The organism is Amycolatopsis sp. NBC_00348 (assembly GCF_036114655.1).
Classification (GTDB): domain Bacteria; phylum Actinomycetota; class Actinomycetes; order Mycobacteriales; family Pseudonocardiaceae; genus Amycolatopsis.
Genome location: NZ_CP107994.1, coordinates 2466384 through 2485828 on the forward strand (window position 1 = coordinate 2466384; position 19445 = coordinate 2485828).

General features: G+C 72.9%; 15 protein-coding genes. 13 read left to right on the forward strand and 2 right to left on the reverse strand.

Features of this window, described 5'->3' with window-relative positions; genetic code table 11:
• Positions 1–30 precede the first annotated feature (30 nt).
• The 10 genes from OHS58_RS11130 to OHS58_RS11175 all read left to right on the forward strand — a co-directional run bounded on the left by OHS58_RS11130 (position 31) and on the right by OHS58_RS11175 (position 13040).
• The gene (locus tag OHS58_RS11130) at positions 31–471 is read left to right on the forward strand and encodes an LppU/SCO3897 family protein (RefSeq protein ID WP_326953051.1); all 441 of its coding nucleotides are present in this window, start codon (positions 31–33) and stop codon (positions 469–471) included.
• A 4-nt stretch (positions 472–475) separates the two neighbouring features.
• Positions 476–1075, forward strand: a complete 600-nt coding sequence (locus tag OHS58_RS11135) for a hypothetical protein (protein WP_328648161.1) — start codon at positions 476–478, stop codon at positions 1073–1075.
• Between the two features lie 210 nt (positions 1076–1285).
• Positions 1286–3859 carry an AAA family ATPase gene (locus OHS58_RS11140; protein WP_328649792.1) on the forward strand — a complete coding sequence of 858 codons (2574 nt, stop codon included), beginning with the start codon at positions 1286–1288 and terminating at the stop codon, positions 3857–3859.
• Positions 3860–3988: 129 nt separating this feature from the next.
• Positions 3989–5473 (forward strand): hypothetical protein, encoded by a 1485-nt coding sequence (locus OHS58_RS11145; RefSeq protein WP_328648162.1) that lies wholly within the window; start codon positions 3989–3991, stop codon positions 5471–5473.
• Between the two features lie 26 nt (positions 5474–5499).
• On the forward strand, positions 5500–7341 hold the full coding sequence (locus tag OHS58_RS11150) for a dynamin family protein (RefSeq protein ID WP_326949921.1): 1842 nt from the start codon (positions 5500–5502) through the stop codon (positions 7339–7341).
• Positions 7338–8813 (forward strand): dynamin family protein, encoded by a 1476-nt coding sequence (locus OHS58_RS11155; protein WP_328648163.1) that lies wholly within the window; start codon positions 7338–7340, stop codon positions 8811–8813. The genes OHS58_RS11150 and OHS58_RS11155 overlap by 4 nt, the downstream gene beginning before the upstream one ends.
• Entirely contained in the window at positions 8810–10063 is a 1254-nt protein-coding gene (locus OHS58_RS11160; protein WP_328648164.1) for a hypothetical protein, read from the forward strand. Before OHS58_RS11155 ends, OHS58_RS11160 begins: the two co-directional genes overlap by 4 nt.
• 5 nt (positions 10064–10068) lie before the next feature.
• Positions 10069–11712: an Hsp70 family protein gene (locus OHS58_RS11165; RefSeq protein WP_328648165.1), complete on the forward strand. Its 1644-nt coding sequence runs from the start codon at positions 10069–10071 to the stop codon at positions 11710–11712.
• Between the two features lie 273 nt (positions 11713–11985).
• Positions 11986–12309 carry a divalent-cation tolerance protein CutA gene (gene cutA, locus OHS58_RS11170; RefSeq protein WP_326949917.1) on the forward strand — a complete coding sequence of 108 codons (324 nt, stop codon included), beginning with the start codon at positions 11986–11988 and terminating at the stop codon, positions 12307–12309.
• A 29-nt stretch (positions 12310–12338) separates the two neighbouring features.
• On the forward strand, positions 12339–13040 hold the full coding sequence (locus tag OHS58_RS11175; protein WP_328648166.1) for an RraA family protein: 702 nt from the start codon (positions 12339–12341) through the stop codon (positions 13038–13040).
• A 1-nt stretch (position 13041) separates the two neighbouring features.
• On the opposite strand, the gene OHS58_RS11180 is transcribed toward OHS58_RS11175, so the two are convergent.
• Complete coding sequence (locus OHS58_RS11180; protein ID WP_326949915.1) at positions 13042–13416, reverse strand: STAS domain-containing protein; 375 nt, start codon at positions 13414–13416, stop codon at positions 13042–13044.
• A 189-nt stretch (positions 13417–13605) separates the two neighbouring features.
• Between OHS58_RS11180 and OHS58_RS11185 the strand changes: the two genes are divergently transcribed.
• Both OHS58_RS11185 and OHS58_RS11190 read left to right on the forward strand, forming a co-directional pair.
• The gene (locus OHS58_RS11185) at positions 13606–14532 is read left to right on the forward strand and encodes an aminoglycoside phosphotransferase family protein (protein ID WP_328648167.1); all 927 of its coding nucleotides are present in this window, start codon (positions 13606–13608) and stop codon (positions 14530–14532) included.
• A 100-nt stretch (positions 14533–14632) separates the two neighbouring features.
• Positions 14633–17194 carry a hypothetical protein gene (locus OHS58_RS11190; RefSeq protein WP_328648168.1) on the forward strand — a complete coding sequence of 854 codons (2562 nt, stop codon included), beginning with the start codon at positions 14633–14635 and terminating at the stop codon, positions 17192–17194.
• Here OHS58_RS11190 and OHS58_RS11195 read toward each other — a convergent pair.
• Positions 17191–18636, reverse strand: coding sequence for a phenylacetate--CoA ligase family protein (locus tag OHS58_RS11195; RefSeq protein WP_328648169.1), 1446 nt, complete (start codon positions 18634–18636; stop codon positions 17191–17193). The two genes, OHS58_RS11190 and OHS58_RS11195, sit on opposite strands and share 4 nt — an antisense overlap.
• A 52-nt stretch (positions 18637–18688) precedes the next feature.
• On the opposite strand from OHS58_RS11195, the gene OHS58_RS11200 reads away from it, so the two are divergent.
• The gene (locus OHS58_RS11200) at positions 18689–19162 is read left to right on the forward strand and encodes a MarR family winged helix-turn-helix transcriptional regulator (protein ID WP_326953063.1); all 474 of its coding nucleotides are present in this window, start codon (positions 18689–18691) and stop codon (positions 19160–19162) included.
• Positions 19163–19445: the final 283 nt, after the last annotated feature.

Below are 19445 nucleotides of genomic sequence, written 5' to 3' on the forward strand. Positions count from 1 at the left end.
TGACAGCAGGTTCCCGAGGGAGGAAACGTCATGACCCAGGCAAACGGACCCCAGTACCCGGAGCCGACCGGGCCGGTGCCGCCGCAGGCCGGGATGCCCGGTCCGCCGCCGCCCGGCGGTGCGCCCCAGCCCAAGGCGAAGAACCCGAAACGGCGCCAGAAGATCGTGCTCACCATCTTCTTGATCGTGGTCGCCGCGATCCTCGCGCTGGTCTGGGTGGCCACCCGGTCCAACGGCGAGAACGCGCAGGTCGGCAACTGCGTCACCGAAAGCGGCGAGAACTACGTGAAGATCGTCGACTGCGGCGACAGCACCGCGACGCTGAAGGTCGTCGCGCGCGTCGAGGACAAGACGCAGACCGAGGCGCAGGTCAGCGCGTGCAGCGCCTACCCCGACGCCGACCAGGTGTTCTGGGAGGGCAAGGAAGGCGAGACCGGGGTCGTGTTGTGCCTGGCGAAGACCGGTAAGTAACACGATGGCGGCCGGGAAGTTCGCGTTCACCGGCTCCGGCGAACTGCGGGTCTCCAGCGGCGGGCGCACGCTCGCCGCCGCGGGCGACGTGATCGCGATCGGCGACCGGGTGTTCCGGCTGGGCGAGGTGGACCGGGTCGCCTACCACGCGGCGGCCCGGCTGCACCGGGCCAGCTACTCACTCGGCCTGGCCAGCGGCCTCGTGCGGTGCCGGTTCGGGTTCGACGCCGCGCCGGGTGAGCTGGACGACGCGCGCGAAACCTGGCGGCGGCTGGTCGAGCTGGTGGAGTCGGCGGCCTGCCCGCGGATCGCGTCGACCATGGCCGAAGCCATCACGGCCGGCGGGACGGCCCGCTTCGGGGGAGGCGGGCAGCCGCGGATCGACGCCGACGCCGGCGGGCTGCGCGGGCCCCGGTTCTTCGCCGGGAAGGTGCCGTGGGGCCGGGTGCTGGGCAGCGACCTGCGGGCGGGGCAGGTGCGCGTGTGGACCGGTGGCCCGGAACCGGGGCTCGTCACGGGGATGGCGGGCTGGAACGCCGTCGTCCTGCCACGGGTCGTCGGGATCATGGTGTGCCGGGAAAAAGAATCACCGGGAAACCATTGATCACGACGTCGGGAGAATGCTCGGGAAATACTCACGGAATAGCGGATCCGTTGTCCGTTCTGTCGCATTTGCCGGGCCGCTCGGAGATTTATGCGAAATTGTCGTGCGAATCCGGTACTTGGGCGCCCCCGGCGTCGTCATTATCCGGAGAAGAGGTGTGCGCGGACACCGGAAAGCCGCGCGAGGGGTGGGGAGGCAGCACGCGTGGGCATGGACTGGCCGCTGGTCGGCCGAGAACGGGAGCTGGCGTTCGCTCGCCGGGCGCTGGGTGATGCCGAGGTGTGCGGGCTGCTGCTGACCGGGCGGGCCGGCGCCGGGAAGACCCGGCTGGCCAAGGCTTTGCTGGCCGAGCTGGAGGCCGGGGGCGCCCGCACGCACTGGGTGCGGGCGATGTCGTCGGCCTCGACGATCCCCTTCGGGGCGTTCGCCCACCTGCTGCCCGGCGGCGCGACCGGCACCGCCGACCGGGCGCACCGGCTCAACCAGGTCGCCGCGCACCTCACCCGCGGCGCGGAAGGCAGGCGGCTGGTGCTCTGCGTCGACGACGCGCACCTGCTCGACGATTTGTCCGCGACGCTGGTCCACCAATTGGCGGCGACGGCGGCCGCATTCGTGCTGGTGATCGCGCCGCACGGGGTGAGCGTGCCCGATCCGGTGTTCGCGATGTGGAAGGACCGTGTCGCGGAACGGCTCGACATCGGGGAACTCACCCGCCAGGAAACGCGGGAACTGTTCACCGCGGCGCTGGGCGGGCGGCTCGACGACGGCGCGGAGCACCGGCTGTGGCACCTCTCCCTCGGCAACCCGCTGTTCCTGCGCGAGCTCGTGCAGGGCGGGCTCGACAGCGGTTCGCTGTCGGCGGAGGACGGCGTCTGGCGCTGGAGCGGGGCGCTGCGCGCCACCCCGCGCCTGGTCGAGCTGATCGAGACGCGCACCGACCGCGTCGACGCCGACGAGCGGCGGCTGCTGGAACTGCTGGCCTTCGGCGAGACGCTGGGCAGCGACCCGCTGGTGCGGCTCGGCGCCGGGCGCGTCCTCGCGTCGACCGAGCAGGCCGGGCTGGTCGTGTCCGAACGCACCGGGCGACGTCTCGAGGTCCGGCTCGCGCACCCGCTCTACGCCGAGGTGATCCGGCGGCGGACGTCGCCGCTGCGCCAGCGGGAGACGTTCCGGATCCTCGCCCAGACCCTCGACATGACCGGCGCGCGCCGGGCCGAGGACAAGCCGAGGCTGGTCCGGTGGCGGCTCGCGGCCGGGCTGCCGACCGACCCGCAGCTGGTCCGCGCGGCGGCGGAGACGTTGCTGCGCAAGGACTTCCCCCAAGCCGAGCAGCTGGCGAAGGAGGCCGTCCGGCTGGGCGGCGGGTTCGCCGCGAAGTTCCTGCTGGCCCAGGTGCGGATCGCCGGCGGCAGGCACGCCGACGCCGACGCCCTCCTGGCCGAGCTGGCGGGCGAGACGGTGTCGGACGTGCAGCACGCCCGCGTCGCCGCGACCCGCGCCCGGAACCTGGCGTTCGGCCTCGGCCGTGCCGAGCAGGCCGAAGCGGTGCTGGACACGGCGGAGACGGCCGTGTCGTCCGGAGTGGACGAGCTGGCGACGGCCCGCGCGGCCTTGCGGGCGGCGTCCGGGGCGGCCGGCGCCGCACTAGATCTGCTCGGCCCGGTACTGGACCGCAACCGCCGCGGCGACCCACTCCGGCTCGCGGCGCTGGTCGTCGCGGCCGGGGCCCTGGCGGAGAGCGGGCGCGTCGAGGCGTGCCTCGGCGTCGTCGACGAGGGACTCGCGCTCGCCGGGCGGATCTCCGACGCCGACGCGCCCGGCGCGCGGGCCCGCCTGGAGCACGCGCGGATCGTCGCGTTGTGCGGGGCGGGGCGCGTCGAAGAGGCCGAGGACCTGGCCGGCGACGGCTACCGCGACGCGATCCGCGACCGCTGGGGCCCGGCGCTGGCCGGCGCGTCGGCGTCGCTGGGCACGGTCGCGCTCGCCTACGGCAACCTCCGCGGCGCGATCCGCTGGCTGCGCGAGGCCCTCGCGACGGAGGCGCACGACCAGCCGCACGCGTTCCGCCCCGCCGTGGTCGCGGCCCTGGCCCGGGCGACGGCGATGACCGGCAAGGTCGCGAACGCGCCCGACGTTCCGGGGCCGCTCGGCACGTGGGCCCACGCCTGGGTCGCGGCCGCCCGGGGCGAGCTGACGCGGGCGGCCGACCTCGCTGCTTCGGCGGCCGCCTCGGCTGTTGCCGAGGGCCGGCTCGCACTCGCGGCGGAGATACGCCACGACGTGCTCCGGTTCGGCACCGAGGTCGTTCCGGTGGATCTGGAGGGGCGCCTCCCGTCGTTGTACGCGGAGCACGCGCGCGCGTCGGACGCGGCGTCCTTGGACGAGGTCGCGACCGGCTTCGCCGACGTCGGGGCCCGGTTGCTCGCCGCGGAGGCCGCGGCGCAGGCGGCGCGGCTGTACCGGGCGGAGGGGAAGCTCGGCAGCGCGGGGACGTCGGCGCAGCGGGCGCGGTCGTGGCTGGCGTCCTGTGAGGACGCCGCGACGCCGGCGTTGGCGTTGCTGGAGACGCCGCTGGACCTGACGGACCGGGAGCTGGAGATCGCGCGCCTGGTGGCGACGGGCTTGACGAGCCGCGCCGTCGCCGACCGGCTCGTGGTGTCGGTGCGGACGGTCGACAACGTGCTGCACGGCGTCTACGCGAAGTTGGGTATCTCCGGGCGCCGCGAGCTGGCTTCGGTGGTGGGCCGGCCCGAGGTGGGGAGTAGTCCCGCCGACGCCCCGTAGGTAGTCCGCGCGGTCCCCGGCCGGGAAGCCGAGTAGCCCGCTACTCATGACCGGCGGCCGCTTCGCCCCAAGACTGGTGACAACGGAGGGGCACGGGCTTCACCGATCCGAATGTCAGGAGTGCACGAGATGACGACTTCGTCGGGCGACGTTTTCCAGAACGAGCAGGGTTCCGGTGGCGCCAACCAGTTCAACGAGCAGGCCTCGGCCGGTGGCTCGGGCAGCATCTTCCAGAACGAGCAGGGTTCGGGCGGTTCCGGGGGCGATCAGTTCAACGAGCAGGCCTCGAACGGTGGTCGTGGGGACATCTTCCAGAACGAGCAGGGCTCGGGCGGTTCCGGTGGGAACCAGTTCAACGAGCAGGCCTCGAACGGTGGTCGTGGGGACATCTTCCAGAACGAGCAGGGTTCGGGCGGTTCCGGTGGGAACCAGTTCAACGAGCAGGCCTCGAACGGTGGTCGTGGGGACATCTTCCAGAACGAGCAGGGTTCGGGTGGGCACGGGGGCGACCAGTTCAACGAGCAGGCGTCCAACGGTGGCCGCGGGGACATCTTCCAGAACGAGCAAGGTGCCGGGCGTGGCAACCAGTTCAACGAGCAGGCTTCGGCCGGCCACGGCGGGGACGTGTTCCAGAACGAGCAGGGCTCGGGCGGGCACGGCGGTGACCAGTTCAACGAGCAGGCCTCCACCGGCGGCGGCATCGGCGGCGCGATCTTCCAGAACGAGCAGGGTTCCGGCGGTTCCGGTGGGAACCAGTTCAACGAGCAGGCGTCCAACGGTGGCCGCGGGGACATCTTCCAGAACGAGCAGGGTTCCGGCGGTCACGGCGGGAACCAGTTCAACGAGCAGGCTTCCACGGGCGGCCACGGCGGCGACGTGTTCCAGAACGAGCAGGGCGCGGGCGGCCACGGGGGCAACCAGTTCAACGAGCAGGCTTCCACCGGCGGCTCGGGCAGCATCTTCCAGAACCAGCAGGGTTCAGGCCACGGCGGCAACCAGTTCAACGAGCAGGCCTCGACGGGCGGTTCGGGCAGCATCTTCCAGAACGAGCAGGGCTCGGGCGGTCACGGCGGGAACCAGTTCAACGAGCAGGCGTCGACGGGCGGCCACGGCGGCGACGTGTTCCAGAACGAGCAGGGCGCGGGCGGCCACGAGGGCAACCAGTTCAACGAGCAGGCCTCGACCGGCGGTTCGGGCAGCATCTTCCAGAACGAGCAGGGTTCCGGTGGCCACGGTGGGAGCCAGTTCAACGAGCAGGCTTCCACGGGTGGTCACGGCGGCAGCATCTTCCAGAACGAGCAGGGTTCCGGTGGCCACGGGGGCAACCAGTTCAACGAGCAGGCTTCCACGGGCGGCCACGGTGGCGGCGGCGACATCTTCCAGAACCAGCAGGGCGCGGGCCACGGCGGCAATCAGTTCAACGAGCAGGCCTCGACCGGCGGCCACGGCAACATCTTCCAGAACGAGCAGGGCTCGGGCGGCCACGGCGGCAACCAGTTCAACGAGCAGGCGGCCACCGAGCACCACAGCCACGAACACGAGCAGCACCACGACGCCGCGCAGCACGATCACCACGTCGATCACCACCACCACGACGTCGACCACCACATCTGAGCCGGCTTGAGGGAAAGGGAGCGGTCATGCAGGAGCCGAGCGGCGGGGGGCGCATCGCCCTCGACACCCTCGACCTCGCGGTCAAGGGCGCCAAGGCCTACGGACGGGAAGACCTCGTCCAGCGCCTCACCGACGCCCGGCGCCTGCTGTCCGAGCCCGACATCACCGTCTACGTCGTCGGGGAGTTCAAGCAGGGCAAGAGTTCTCTCATCAACGCCCTGCTCACCGCCAAGATCTGCCCGGTCGACGACGACATCGCGACCGCGGTGCCGACGGCCGTCCGGTTCGCGCCGGAGTCCGGGGCCCTGGCGACCTACGAGCCGGCCGATCCGTCGTCGCCGCCGTGGACCGAGCGGATCTCCCTCGAAGACCTGCCGTCCCACGTGAGTGAAGCCGGGAACCCGGGCAACGTCCGCAAGCTCAAGTCCGTCACGGCGTCGATCAGCCGCCAGCTGCTCTCCGGCGGGCTGGTGCTGGTCGACACGCCCGGCGTCGGCGGCCTCGGCTCGCTGCACAACGCCGTCACGGTCAGCTCGCTACCGCGGGCGCACGCCGTCCTGTTCCTCTCCGATGCCTCGCAGGAGCTGACCGCCGCCGAGCTGCGGTTTCTCCGGACGGTGAAAGAACTCTGCCCGTCGGTGTTCTTCGTCCTCACCAAAACCGACCTCTACCCGCACTGGCGCCGGATCCTCGAGCTCAACGCCGGCCACCTCGACGCCTGCGGCATCACCATCGACACCATCGCCGTCTCGTCGGAGCTGCGAACCGTCGCGGCCCGCTCGGCCGACCAGGAGATGAACGTCGAGTCCGGCTTCCCACAGCTGGTGAAGCACCTCCAGGGCGTGGTCGGTGACGCCGAACGCTCGGCGCTCAACGCCGTCGGCCTGCACGTCGGGTCCGCCGTCGGCCAGCTGCACGCCGCGCTGCGGTCGCGTCGCACCTCGCTGGCGCACCCCGAGCAGTCCGCCGCGCTCATCGCCGAGCTGACCCGGGTCAACGACCGCGTCGACGCGCTGCGCAGCCAGTCTTCCAAGTGGCAGCAGCTGCTCTTCGACGGGTTCGCCGACATCTCGTCCGATGTGGACTACGACCTGCGCGCCCGGTCACGCGGTGTGCTGCACGAGGCCGAAGAGGCCATCGAAGAGGGCGACCCGGCCAAGAACTGGCCCGAGTTCGAGAAATGGCTGCGGCAGCGGCTGGCGAACGAGACCCTGGAGAACTACGCGACGTTCATCAAGCAGGCCCGCGGCCTGGCCGGCCGGGTCGCCGAGCACTTCGAGCTCGCCGAGTCGCAGGCCGTGCTGCCGCGCGAGGTGCAGGCGCCCGTCACCGTGGTCGAAGAGATCGACATCGACTCGTCGTTCACCGGCGTCAAGACCCGCGGCACCACCGGGATGGCCGCGTTCCAGAAGGCCTACAGCGGGTTCCTGATGTTCTCGATGCTCACGAAGATGGCCGCGCTGGCCATCCCGACGCCGTTCGGCATCGCGGCCGGCCTGCTGATGGGCCGCTCCGGGTTCCTCGACGAGCGCAAGCGGCAGCTCGAGAAACGCCGCGGCCTGGCCAAGACCGCGGTCCGCCGGTTCGTCGACGAGTTCAACCTCCAGGTGGGCAAGGACTCCCGCGACGCGATGCGGACCGTCCAGCGAGAACTCCGCGACGCCTACAGCGCGCGCGTCGAAGAACTGCAGCGCTCCCTGACCGAGGCGCTGGCCGCGGCGAAGAAGGCCGTGGTCGAAGACGAATCGGAGACAGGCGAGCTGAACCGGCTGGAGGCCGACATCGAAGCCCTCGAGGTGCTCGGCCGCCGCGCCGACGAACTCACTCTGCGCAGCACGCCCAAACCGGTAGCGGCGGTGACGCGATGACCACGCTGTACGTCCAGGTCCGCGGCTTCGTCGCCCGCGCGTGCGCCGGGTACGCCGGCACGCCCGCCGAGCCGGCGCTGCGCCAGATCGCCGGCCGGCTGGCCGAGCCGCTGCGCGTCGCCATCGCCGGGCGCGTCAAGGCCGGGAAGTCCACTCTGCTCAACGCGCTGGTCGGGCAGGAACTGGCCGCGACGGACGCGGGGGAGTGCACCCGCGTCGTCACCTGGTACCGCAACGGCCCGACCTACCGGATCATGCTGCACCCGGTCCGCGGGATGCCGCGTCAGCTGCCGTTCGGCCGGCTCAGCGGCACCCTCGGCCTCGAGCTCGGCATGGCGCCGGACGACGTCGACCGCCTGGTCGTCGACTGGCCGTCCGCCGCGCTGCGGGCCATGACGCTGATCGACACGCCCGGGCTGGGCTCGGCGCGGCCGTCGGTCTCCGAGCGCACCGAGGTCGCGCTGGTCCCGGACCGCGACGGCGTCGGCACCGCGGACGCCGTGATCTACCTGATGCGGCACGTGCACGGCGACGACGTCCGGTTCCTGGAGGCCTTCCACGACGACCCAGCCGAACGGCGCCCGGTCAACACGATCGGCGTGCTGTCACGGGCCGACGAGGTCGGGCACGCCCGCACGGACGCGCTGGACTCCGCGGCGAAGGTCGCCGCCCGCTACGCCCGGGACCCCCGCGTCCGCGGGCTCTGCCAGACCGTCGTGCCGGTGGCCGGCCTGCTGGCCGGCTCCGCCGCGTCGCTGAAGGAGGCCGAGTACCGCGCGTTCGGACTGCTGGCCGCCGCGCCGCCGGACGAGCTGGCGCGGCTGCTGACGTCGGCGGACCGGTTCGCCCGGGCGGAGTCCACAGTGGACGTTCCGGCGATGCAGCGCGCGGACCTGCTCAACCGCTACGGCCTCTTCGGCGTCCGGCTGGCCGTCGAGCTGACCGGCGGCGGCCTGGTGACCGGCGCACGGGCGCTGTCGGGGGAGCTGCTGGCCCGCAGCGGCCTGCACCGCCTCCGGCAGCTGCTGACCACCCAGTTCGCCGCGCGGGCCGACGTCCTCAAGGCCCGTTCGGCGCTGCAGGCGGTGGAACTGGTGCTGCGGGCCTACCCGGACCGCGCCGGCGGGCTGCTGCACGAATGGGAACGCATCGTCGCCGGCGCGCACGAGTTCGCCGAGATCCAGCTGATCGACTCGATCCGGCTCGGCGTCGTGCTGTTCACCACCGACGAGGCCCGCGACGCGGAACGGCTGCTCGGCGCGGCCGGGGTGGACGTGCCGAGCCGGCTGGGCCTGCCGACCGACGCGGGCCGCGCGGCGATCCGGCAGGCGCTCGGCGCGCAGCTGCTGCGGTGGCAGCGGCGCGCCGAGCACCCGGCCTCACCCCGCGACGTCCGCGACGCGGCCCGCGTCCTCGTGCGGACCTGCGAGGGAATCCTGCTCAGCGAAGCCCGGGCGGAGGTCCTGTCGTGAACGACCACGTGCAAGGGAAGATCAAGAAGGCGGTCGCGGCCGTCGCCGGCGCCACCGTCTCCGAGGTGCTGGGCAACGCGCTCACGCCGGGGTCGCCGAGCGCGCCGCCGCCGCAGCCGGAACCGGCCGCGGCCGAGACGGCGCAAGAAGCGTCCGGCCACGAGTACGTGCCGCACGTCGAGACGACCACCGTCACCCGCGGCGAAGACGGCTCCGTCGAGGCGCAGACCGGCACGACCTGGCACCCGGAGACCGCCGACGGCACGCCGCTGGCGGACCTGCCCACGGTCGAGGAGTTCGAGCAGATCGACGTCCACGAGGACGCGTTCGGCAACTTCGTCATCGACGCCACCGAACGGTTCGTCGTCCACAACCACGGCCACGACGAGGTCTACGTCGACCACCAGCACCTGGTCGTGCCGGGCGACGGCACCCCCGGCGACACGGACATCGACATCTTCCAGGACGCCGACGTCGTGGTGCACGAGAACCCGGACGGCACGATCAGCGTCGAGCACCAGGGTTCGCTGAGCTACGCGCTGACGCCCGACGCGCCGGGGCACGGCGACATCGAGGTCTTCCAGGAGGAGACGGTCGTGCTCGACGCGGCCGAGACCGGCCCGCCGGGCATCGAGGTCGGCATCACCGCCGACGAGAAGGCGTCCGCCGAGGATCCCTTCGGCGAGCCGGCCGGGCCGACCATCCACCAGACCGAGACGGTCGGCGACCGGGCCCGCGGGACGTCCGTGACGACGTCGGTCACCGCTCCCGCGCCGTCGGTGCCCGGGCCGCCGTCGGCGCCGGTCGTCACGTTCGGCCGTCAGCCGTCCACAGTGGACGCTCCGGCCGCGGCGCCGGTCGCCGTCGAGACGACGACGCTGGCGACGTCGTCCGCGCTCGCCGACCACCCGGCGTCGAAGCCGCTGAGCTTCGCGACGGAGAAGCCGAGCTTCGCGAACGAGCCCGAGCGGGCGCACCACGACGCCGGGGAAGTGACCGGTTCGCGGCCCGAACCCCGGGAGGAGCACCCGTTCGAGCCGCCGAAGGACCACCACCACGAGCCGGAGCCGGCGGACACGGACGGCGAGCCACCGGAACCACCCGGCGAGCACGACCGGCACGACCCGCGGCCGCTGGAGCCACCCGGCCCGCCGGACCACGAGCAACCGCCCGAGGAACCGCAGCCGGTTCCGGACGCGGACGAGCACCACCACTTCGATCACCATGCGCACGCGGACGGCGGAGGCTGACAACAATGGGCTACGGACTGGGCATCGACCTCGGCACGACCTTCACGGCCGCCGCCGTCGACAGTGCCGGCCACATCGAGATGGTGTCGCTCGGCGACCGCACGGCGGCCATCCCGTCGGTGGTGCTGCTGCGGGCGGACGGCAGCGTGCTGGTCGGCGACGCGGCGAACCGGCGGGCGGCCGTCGAGCCGGACCGGGTGGCGCGGGAGTTCAAGCGGCGCCTCGGCGACCCGACGCCGGTGCTGCTCGGCGGCGCGCCTCACTCGGTGGCGTCGCTGATGGCGCACCTGCTCGGCCACGTCGTGCGGACGGTCGCCGGGCAGCAGGGCGGCCGGCCGGACCGGATCACGCTGACGCACCCGGCGAACTGGGGCCCGTACAAGCGGGAGCTGTTCGAGCAGGTGCCCAAGCTGACCGGGATCGACCGCGTCGGGCTGATCACCGAGCCCGAGGCCGCGGCCGCGCACTACGCGGCGCAGGAACGGCTGGAGGACGGCGCCGTCGTCGCGGTGTACGACCTCGGCGGCGGCACGTTCGACGCGACCGTGCTGCGCAAGCGCGGCGGCGGCTTCGAGATCCTCGGCACCCCCGAGGGCATCGAGGGCTTGGGCGGCGTCGACTTCGACGAGGCCGTGTTCGCCCACGTCGACCGCGCGCTCGACGGCAAGCTGTCGCAGATCGACCCGGACGACCCCGGCGCGGTCGCCGCGGTGGTGCGGCTGCGCCAGGAATGCGTGCTGGCCAAGGAAGCCCTCTCCGCAGACACCGAGACGGCCGTGCCGGTGCTGCTGCCGTCGGTGCAGACCGAGGTGCGCCTCACACGTGGTGAATTCGAGGAGATGATCCGCCCGTCGATCACCGCGACGATCGGTTCACTGCACCGCGCGCTGCGCTCGGCGAACCTCCAGCCCGCCGACCTCGGCGCGGTGCTGCTCGTCGGCGGCTCGTCGCGGATCCCGCTGGTGTCGCAGCTGGTGTCGGCCGAGCTGGGCCGCCCGACCGCGGTCGACATCCACCCGAAGTACGGCGTCGCGCTCGGCGCCGCGGCGCTGGCGTCCGGCCGGTCCGGCCTGGTGCAGGCGACGCAGGCCCAGCTGCCGCTCCCCGGGGTGCCCCGGCCGCCGGCACCGCGCACGCCGCCGAACGGCCTCGCGGTGCCGCGGACGCCGCCCGCCGGTGTCCCGGCGCGACCCGACGCCCGGCGGGCGCCCGCACCGCGCGAGGAGACGCGCGCGATGGCCACCCCCGGTGTGGGCGCGCCCCCGCCGTCGCTAGGCCGCGGCAAGGGCGAAGGCGCGAGCCCGGGACGTCGCGCATCGCGCCGCGGAGTCGTGATCGGGCTGTGCGCGGTCACGGTGGTGGCGATCGGCGGGGTGGCCGTGGCGGTGAGCAGCTCGGGCGGTGGCGGCTCGGCCGGCGACCCGACGTCGGCGCCGGCATCGACGAGCGACACACCGACGCTGGTCAGCATCCCGTCGCCGTCGGACACCCCGGAGACGACCCACGCGACGGTGGCCCCGCCGCACACGAACCCGCCGGCCACGACGCACCGCAAGACCCCACCGCGGACCACAACGCCGACGCACACCACCACCCCGACGACGACCACCAGCTGGACGACCACCACGAGCGCGAAGCCCACGCCCTGAGCCAGGGGGAGTCCGGAAGGGACGCGGGCCGTGCACCGTCGGGGGGCACGGCCCGCGCCCAGGCCTCCGCGCCCAGGCCTCCGCGCCCAGGCTCCGGGCCGGGCGGCGTGTCGTCCCTGCAATCACGCGTGTCGACCCTGTAATCACGCGTGTCGGCGTGCCGATCACGCGAACCGACCCAGGCCGATCGGCTGGCGTGCCGCGGTCCCGGTGCCGCCCTCGGGCCGCTGCTCGGCGCACTGGCGATGAGCCGGCGCCGGTAGCCTCGCGGGCATGGTGGCAGAGCACGTGATCGTGACGACCACGACCGACTCCGAGGCGGCGGCTCGTGAGCTGGCCGCGCAGGCGATCGAGGCGCGGCTGGGGGCGTGTGCGCAGATCGTCGGGCCGGTGACCAGCGTCTACCGCTGGGAAGGCGCGGTCCAGACCGATCAGGAGTGGCGCGTCGAGATCAAGACGACGGCCGACCGGGTGGCCGCGCTCACCTCGCGGATCGCGCAGCTGCACCGCTACGACCTGCCCGAGGTGATCGCCACGCCGATCGAGGGCGGCAGCGCGGCCTACCTGGCCTGGCTGACCGCGGAAACCCGTGGCTGAGCGCGCCGTTCGCTGATTAGGGTCAGGGAATGGACGATCTCAGGCAGCGCTTCGCGACGCTGACCACCGCCCACCTCGCGGACGCCTGCGTCCGCGCCGGGCTGCCCGTGCGCTGCGCCCCCGCGCCGACCCGCGCGGTGGTGCCGGGCAGCCGCCTGCTCGGGCCGGCGGTCCCGGCCCGGCACGTCGGCAGCGTCGACGTCTTCCTGGAGGCGTTCGAGCAGGCCGTCCCCGGTGGCGTGCTGGTCGTCGACAACGGCGGCCGCGTCGACGAAAGCTGCGTCGGTGACCTCGTGGTCCTCGAAGCGCGCGCCGCCGGGCTCGCCGGGGTGGTGATCTGGGGCCTGCACCGCGACACCGCCGACATCCGCGAGATCGGCCTGCCCGTGTTCAGCCTCGGCTCGCTCCCGACCGGGCCGCTGAGCCTCGGGCCCCGCGTCGAGGGCGGGCTGGCCGAGGCGATCGTCGGTGTGTGGCGGATCGGGCCGTCGGACCTGGTGCTGGGCGACGACGACGGCGTTCTGTTCGTCCCAGCGGAGCGGGCGGACGAGCTGTTCACCCTCGCCGAAGGGATCCGCGACACCGAACGCCGTCAGGCCGACCGGATCCGGGCGGGGGAGTCGCTGCGGGAGCAGGTCCGGTTCGCGGACTTCCTCGCCGCGCGGGAAACGGACCCGGCGCTCACCTTCCGCGCGCACCTGCGGGCCGTCGGCGGTGCGATCGAGGAGTGACTCACCGGGCGGACGAGAGGCTTTCCGTCGGCAGCAGGGCGAACAGCCGCCGGACGGCGCGCGAGCCCTCGGCGTCGATCGTGAGGCGGGCGCCCGCGGTGTCGGCGAGGAGCCGGGCCCGCATGAGCGAGTTCAGCCCGGCGACGGAGAAGAACGTGATGTCGCCGAGGTCGACGATCACCTCGTCGATCTCCGGGGCCACGCGGGCCTGCAGCACCTCGTCGAGCTTGCGCGCGGTGCTCAGGTCGATCTCGCCGGCCACCCGCACGAGCACGGTGCGCGGCCGGGGGTGGTGGACGTCGATCGAGAGCCTGCCGTGGGCGTCCACCCAGGCGGTGGCGAGTTCGTGGTCGGCCGGTCGTGGTTCGGGAACCATCGCGGCACACCTTTCCTCGGGGCTGCGGAGAGCCGTGAAGCCCGGCTCAGCCGTTAATCCCCATCGTACTGCACTCGATCTTCGTGAACCACTGCCGCCAAATTCGCTGGACAGGGCGCACGGGTACCCGCTGTGATCGGCCGTGCCCGCCATACCCCGGCCGGGCATGCCGAATGGGGGACGTCCTTCGTGGTCACCGGTGATCTTTCCTCGGCCGAAGCGACGATCACGGCCGCCGTGGTCCGCCGCCTCGTCGAGACGCAGTTCCCGCGCTGGGCGGGACTCGCGGTGGAGCCGGCACCGGCCCAGGGCGTCGACAACGCGACCTACCGCCTCGGGCCGGACATGTCGGTGCGGCTGCCGCGGTTCGCGCGGTGGACCGGGCAGGTGACACGCGAACAGGAGTGGCTGCCGAAACTGGCGCCGCACCTGCCTTTCCCGGTCCCGGTCCCGCTGGCCGAGGGGAAACCGGACGCGGGCTACCCGTTCCCGTGGTCGGTCTACCGCTGGCTGCCGGGCGAAGCCGTCGACCCGGACCGCGTCGACGGCGTCGCGGCCGACCTCGCCGCGTTCTTCACGGCGTTGCGCGGCGCGGACGCCACCGGCGGCCCGCCGCCGCAGTGGAGCAACGGCTTCCGCGGCGTCTCGACGACCGACGAACGCGACTCGGCGATCGCGCCGGCCCGGCTGGCACCGCGCATCGAAGCCCTGGCGGGCCTGGTCGACCTCGATGCGGTGGCGGCGGTCTGGGAAACGGCCCGCGCGGTGGCGCCGTGGGAGGGCGCGCCGGTCTGGGTCCACGGCGACCCGGCCCCGGCGAACCTGCTGTCCCGCAACGGCCGCCTGAGCGCGGTGATCGACTTCGGCACCCTGGCGGTGGGCGACCCGGCGTGCGACCTGATCGCCGCGTGGTCGGTCCTGTCCGCCGACGGCCGCGCGGAGTTCCGCAAGGCCCTCGACGTCGACGACGCGACGTGGGCCCGCGGCCGCGCCTGGGGCCTGACCGCGGTGCTGCCGTCACGGGCGGAGCTGACCGGCCCGGATCCGGCGCGGGTGGCCGCGGCACGACGGCGGCTGGACGAGCTGGTGGCGGACCACGCGTCGGCGTCCCGATGAGACGGTGCCACGCCGCGGCCATCGCGGAAATCGCAGATCACGGGCCGTAACGAAACGCACCCCCTGGGCGAGTAATCTGACACGAGGGGGTGGTCGACGGGTGGCCGGGCAACGACACGGCGGGTTCGATCAAGCGGAACTTCCGGAAGCGCACCGGATCAGGTGGTGGCTCGCGGCGGTGACGGCGGGCCTCGTCGCGGCCGGTTTCGCGATCGTGCCGTACCTTCCCTTCTTCCAGGAGCTGACGTTCATCCGCGACCCGAAGGTCGCGAGCGTCATCACCTGGACCGTCCTGCAGACGTCGGTGGTCGTCATCTCGGCCGTGCTGACGCTGTACTTCACCGGCAAGGCCCGGCTCGAAGCCGCGGCGTTCCGGGCCAACCAGATCGACATCCGCCTCTTCGCCGACGAGCGGCCGGACGCCAGCCACGACCGCGAGATCGACTCCGCCGTCGAGCTGACCGCCGCCTTCAAGCGGATCCTGAACGATTCGCGGCTCTACACCCCGACTTCCGTGCCGGGCGTCGGCGGTTCCTACGACTTCATCCAGATCGTCGAGAACGCCGGTGAGTCCGCGGACGGCTGGTGGAAGGCCGCGACCAAGCTGATCCGGCTCGCGCAGCCGCCCGCCGCGTTCACCGTCACCGGCACCGTCCGGCCCGGCAACACCTCCGGCCGCTACCAGCTGATCCTGGAGCTCGTGCGGTGCCCGCGCTTCGCCGCCAGCCCGCTGGTGATCGAGGACGAGAGCTGGCCGCGCGTGCTGCACCGCGCGGCCAACGCCGTCGCCGCGCTCGTCATCCCGCGCAGCGCCTACGTCCGCACGAACATCCACTGGGCCGCCTGGCGCGACGCGAAGATCCCGTACGAGCTGTTCGACGCCTACCAGCGCGCCAACCACTTCATCACCTACCGCCGCTACGACGAAGCCCTCGCCGAGTACTACCGCGCGCTCAGCCTCGACCCGTCGAACGTCTACATCAGACTCGAGATCGCCGCCCTGCAGGAGCAGCTGGACCTGCACCTCGACGCGCTCGCCACCTACGACGACGTGATCACCCTGTGCAGCAGGGGAAAGCCGAAGCTGGCCCGGTGGTGGATCGGCGAGGACTTCGCCCGCCAGCCGCGCCACGCCGGCCGCAGCCGCGACGTCGCCCTGCTGATCGCCCGCTACCGGCACGCACTGGTCCTCGGCCACGGCGACTCGGTCGCCGGCTCGTGGTGGGTCCGCCGGACCACCGCGGGCGTCCCCGGTGACGCCCGGGCGCTGCGCCGCGCGGAACTGCGGGCCGCGCTGGAGCTGCGGTTCCGCCGCTACGTCGAGCTCGACGTCCGGACCCGGCCGTACGCGATCCCGCGGGAGAAGCGGCTCGAACTCCACCGGCGCGTGATGCGCGTGTCGGTGCCGGAGCTGGTCGTCCAGGACGCGACGCTCGAGCAGCTGGCGGAGTACAACCAGCGCGCCGCCGAGATGCGGTCGTACTTCTGCGCGCTGTCGCAGTACGAGATCGAGCGGCTCGTCGCGGACTACCGGAACTTCGGCAGGCGCTGGCGCCGCAGCTGGGAGCAGCTCACCAACCGCGCGCTCGACCTCTCGCTGGTCTGGGCGGTGCTGCGGCGGGCGATGGCGGACGTCGAGCCGATGTCCGGCGCCGTCCCCGAACCCCGCCCGGCCTACCCCGGCAGCCGCGTCAAGCTGGCCGACGTCTGCCCGGACCGGCGCTGGCCCCCGGATCCGCAGGCGCTCGACGACACCGTCGAAGCCGCCGGGCCGCGCAAGTCGTGGGAAGAGTGCTACAACGCGGCGAGCGTGTACGCCGTCGCGATGCTCGAAGTCGGCCCGCGGGGTGAGCGCGACCTGCGTGACCGCGCCCGGAACCCGCGCCTGACCGGGGAAACGCGCGACGAGGTGGCCCGCCGCGCCGTCCGCGAGCTCTACCACGCCGCCACGATCAGCCACAGTGGACGGTTGCCCGAGCGCCGGTCGTGGGTGATGGGGGAGGACCCCGACCTCGCCGCGTTGCGCGGGCACGAGCTGTTCCGCGTGTTCGAGATGGTCACCTTCTCGCCGGACCGCGCCGCGCCGCTGCGCCCGCAGCGCGCGCACGTCTGGGAACAGGTCAGCTACGTCCGCCAGCTCGTCTGCGAGATCGCCAGCTGCCGCGCGCACTTCTGGCGGCTGCGGGCCCTCGACCCCGCCCCGGTCCAGGACGGCCGGGTGCTCGACCGCTGGCGCGCCACCGATCGCGACGCGTGGCGCCGGCTGGCGGACCTGGCCACCGGGAAGCAGGACTGGTACACGCGGTACCAGGCGATCAGCGCGTTCCGCGAGTGGTCGGCCGACTGCGCCTACCCGGGCGCCATCAGCGGTTTCCCGCTGTACAACGAGGAACGCCTGCACGCCCAGCTGCGCGGCGCGGCGGGCGCGAAGGGCCGGACGGGCATGGACGCGAACATCGTCGTCCGCGAGTACGTCCGCCTCTGCGACCTGCGCCTCGACCAGCTGGTGGCCGACATCGCCGAAGTCGAGCAGACCCAGGACGACTTCGCGGCCCGCGCGGACCTGTGGGGCGCGCTGTGTTCGTGGTTCGACGACGACATCGCCGACGGCTCGTCATCCGATGAACGCCGCGAACGGTTCCGCAAGCTCGTCAAACCCTAGGACGGCCGCGTGTAGCGGTGCTTCACCCCGACCGGGAAGTACTCCGGGTCGCCCGCCGGGCGCAGGACGACGTCCGGCAGCTGCCGCTCGGCCGGGACGTAGTGCGCGTACTCGCTGTTGAGCCGCAGCAGCTGCTCGCGCACCGACTCCGCGATGCGGCCCGCGTCCGCCGTCGCGCCCGGGGCCGTCTCGACCGTGATGCGCAGCCGGCGGTCGCGGTCTTCGTCCTCCACCGACTCGATGACGAACTTGCCCGTCACCGTGGCGCTGATGCCCGGCTGCTCCAGCCCGACCGTGACGTTCTCCGGGTAGACGTTCGCGCCGAAGAACGACACCGTGAACAGCGACCGGCCGAAGACGTACACGAACGGCAGGTCCGGGCCCTCGGGCGGGGTGAAGCCGTGCTGGGCGCAGTAGGCGAGCAGGTCGGCGTGCGGCAGGACCCCGCCGTCGTCGGCGATGTGGTAGCGGATCAGCGGGATCCCGCCGTCCGCGGTGAAGACCAGCGTGCCCTCGTGCACCTCGAAGAACCGGCTCGCCGGGTCGTACTGCACCAGCGTCGGGAGCCGCGCGTCGCCGAAGACCTCGCGCGCCAGCTCGGGCCGGTCGGCGAAGAACCGGCGGATGCCCACCGAGACCGGGGTTTCGGTGCCGAGCACGCCGGCGTCGGCGGTGCCGTAGAGCGACGCGATGTCGCGGACCGGGTCGGCGACCCCGGCCCGCTGCGCGACGAGGTCACGCCACTGCTCGCTGAACACCTCGCCCGCCAGCACGAGCTTGATCGCGTACGCGGGCCAGTCGACGCCCTCGGCCACACCGGTGTCGACGACGTCCTTGACGAACGGCGGGTAGCCGAGCAGCACGACCTGCTCGAAGTGCGGCGCCAGCTCGGGCAGCACCCGCAGGATCTCGGCCTTGTTGTTGCCCGGCGCCACGACGGTGATCGGGCTGCCCTTGGCCGCGAGGTGGCGCACGCACGCCGTCGTGAACAGGCCGCCGACCCAGGTGCCGAGCGGGAAGCAGACGACGGCGAGGGTGCTGCGCTCGTCGGCGTGGAAGCCGTCGACCATGACCTGCTCGAACCGGCGGGCGACGTGCAGCTCGTCTTCCAGCGCGCGCGGCCAGATGGTCGGGTGCCCGCTGGAGCCGGAGGAGACGGCGATCATGTCGAGGCCGGCGAACGTGCCGTCGCGGCACAGCTCGGGCAGCGGGTACTTCCGGTGGTAGCCCGCCTTGTCGACCAGCGGCAGCCGCCGGAAGTCCTCGAGCGTCGTCACCGACTCCGGCGTGATCCCGTGGTCCCCCAGGAACTTCCGGTACGCGGGCACGGTGTCCGCGGTCCGGCGGAACAGGTCGAGAACCTGGTCCGCGGGCGCCGGCCCGGGTGCCGCGAAGAAGGTGTCGAACGCCTGGCGCACGCGGGCCTGCCGACCGTGGTCCATGATCGCAGCATAGCGTCCGGCCGGCACCGCCCCGAGGTGTCATGATGGGCGCGTGAGCACCTCCGCGGAGCAGCCCGCCACCGGCGCGCCGTTGACCCTGTACCTGGTCAAGCGGCTGGAGCTGGCCATCCGGGCGCTGCTGGACGACGCCCTGAGGGAGCTCGGGCTCACCACGCTGCAGTACACCGCGCTCACCGTGCTGGAGGCGAGCGGCCCGCTGTCGTCGGCCCAGCTCGCGCGCCGGTCGTTCCTGCGGCCGCAGACGATGCACGAGATGGTGCTGGCGCTGGAGAAGCGCGGCCTGATCGAGCGGACGCCCAAGCCGGACAACAAGCGCGTCCTGCTGGCCAGCCTCACCGGCACCGGGCGGGCCCTGCTCGCCGGCTGCGCGCCCGCGGTGGGGGAGGTCGAGCGGGAGCTGCTCGCCGACCTGAGCCCGGGCCAGCGCACGACGTTCCGTGAGGGACTCCAGCACGGCGTCCTGGCCCTCGGTTCACTGGCGGAGTCGCGGCGCCAAGATCCCTGACGGGTGGTGGATCGGGCTCGGCCGACTGGCGGGTTAATCCGGTCCGGCGGCCCGAAAGAACTAGGCCGGACGGGTGGAAGCGGCCTGCCATGCGTGGCGTACGGCGTGGCTGGGTACGTCCAGATTCGGTCCCGCATCTGGAGGTTCGCCGACCGTGACTGGGCACGCAGCGACGCTCCGACGGCCGGGCGAGCCGGAAGGCCGGGCCCGGTCTGGTGGCTTCCGATCTCTCGCGTCGTCGAGCGCCGACCTCGGGCAACTGGGTGAAAACACACGCGTGGAA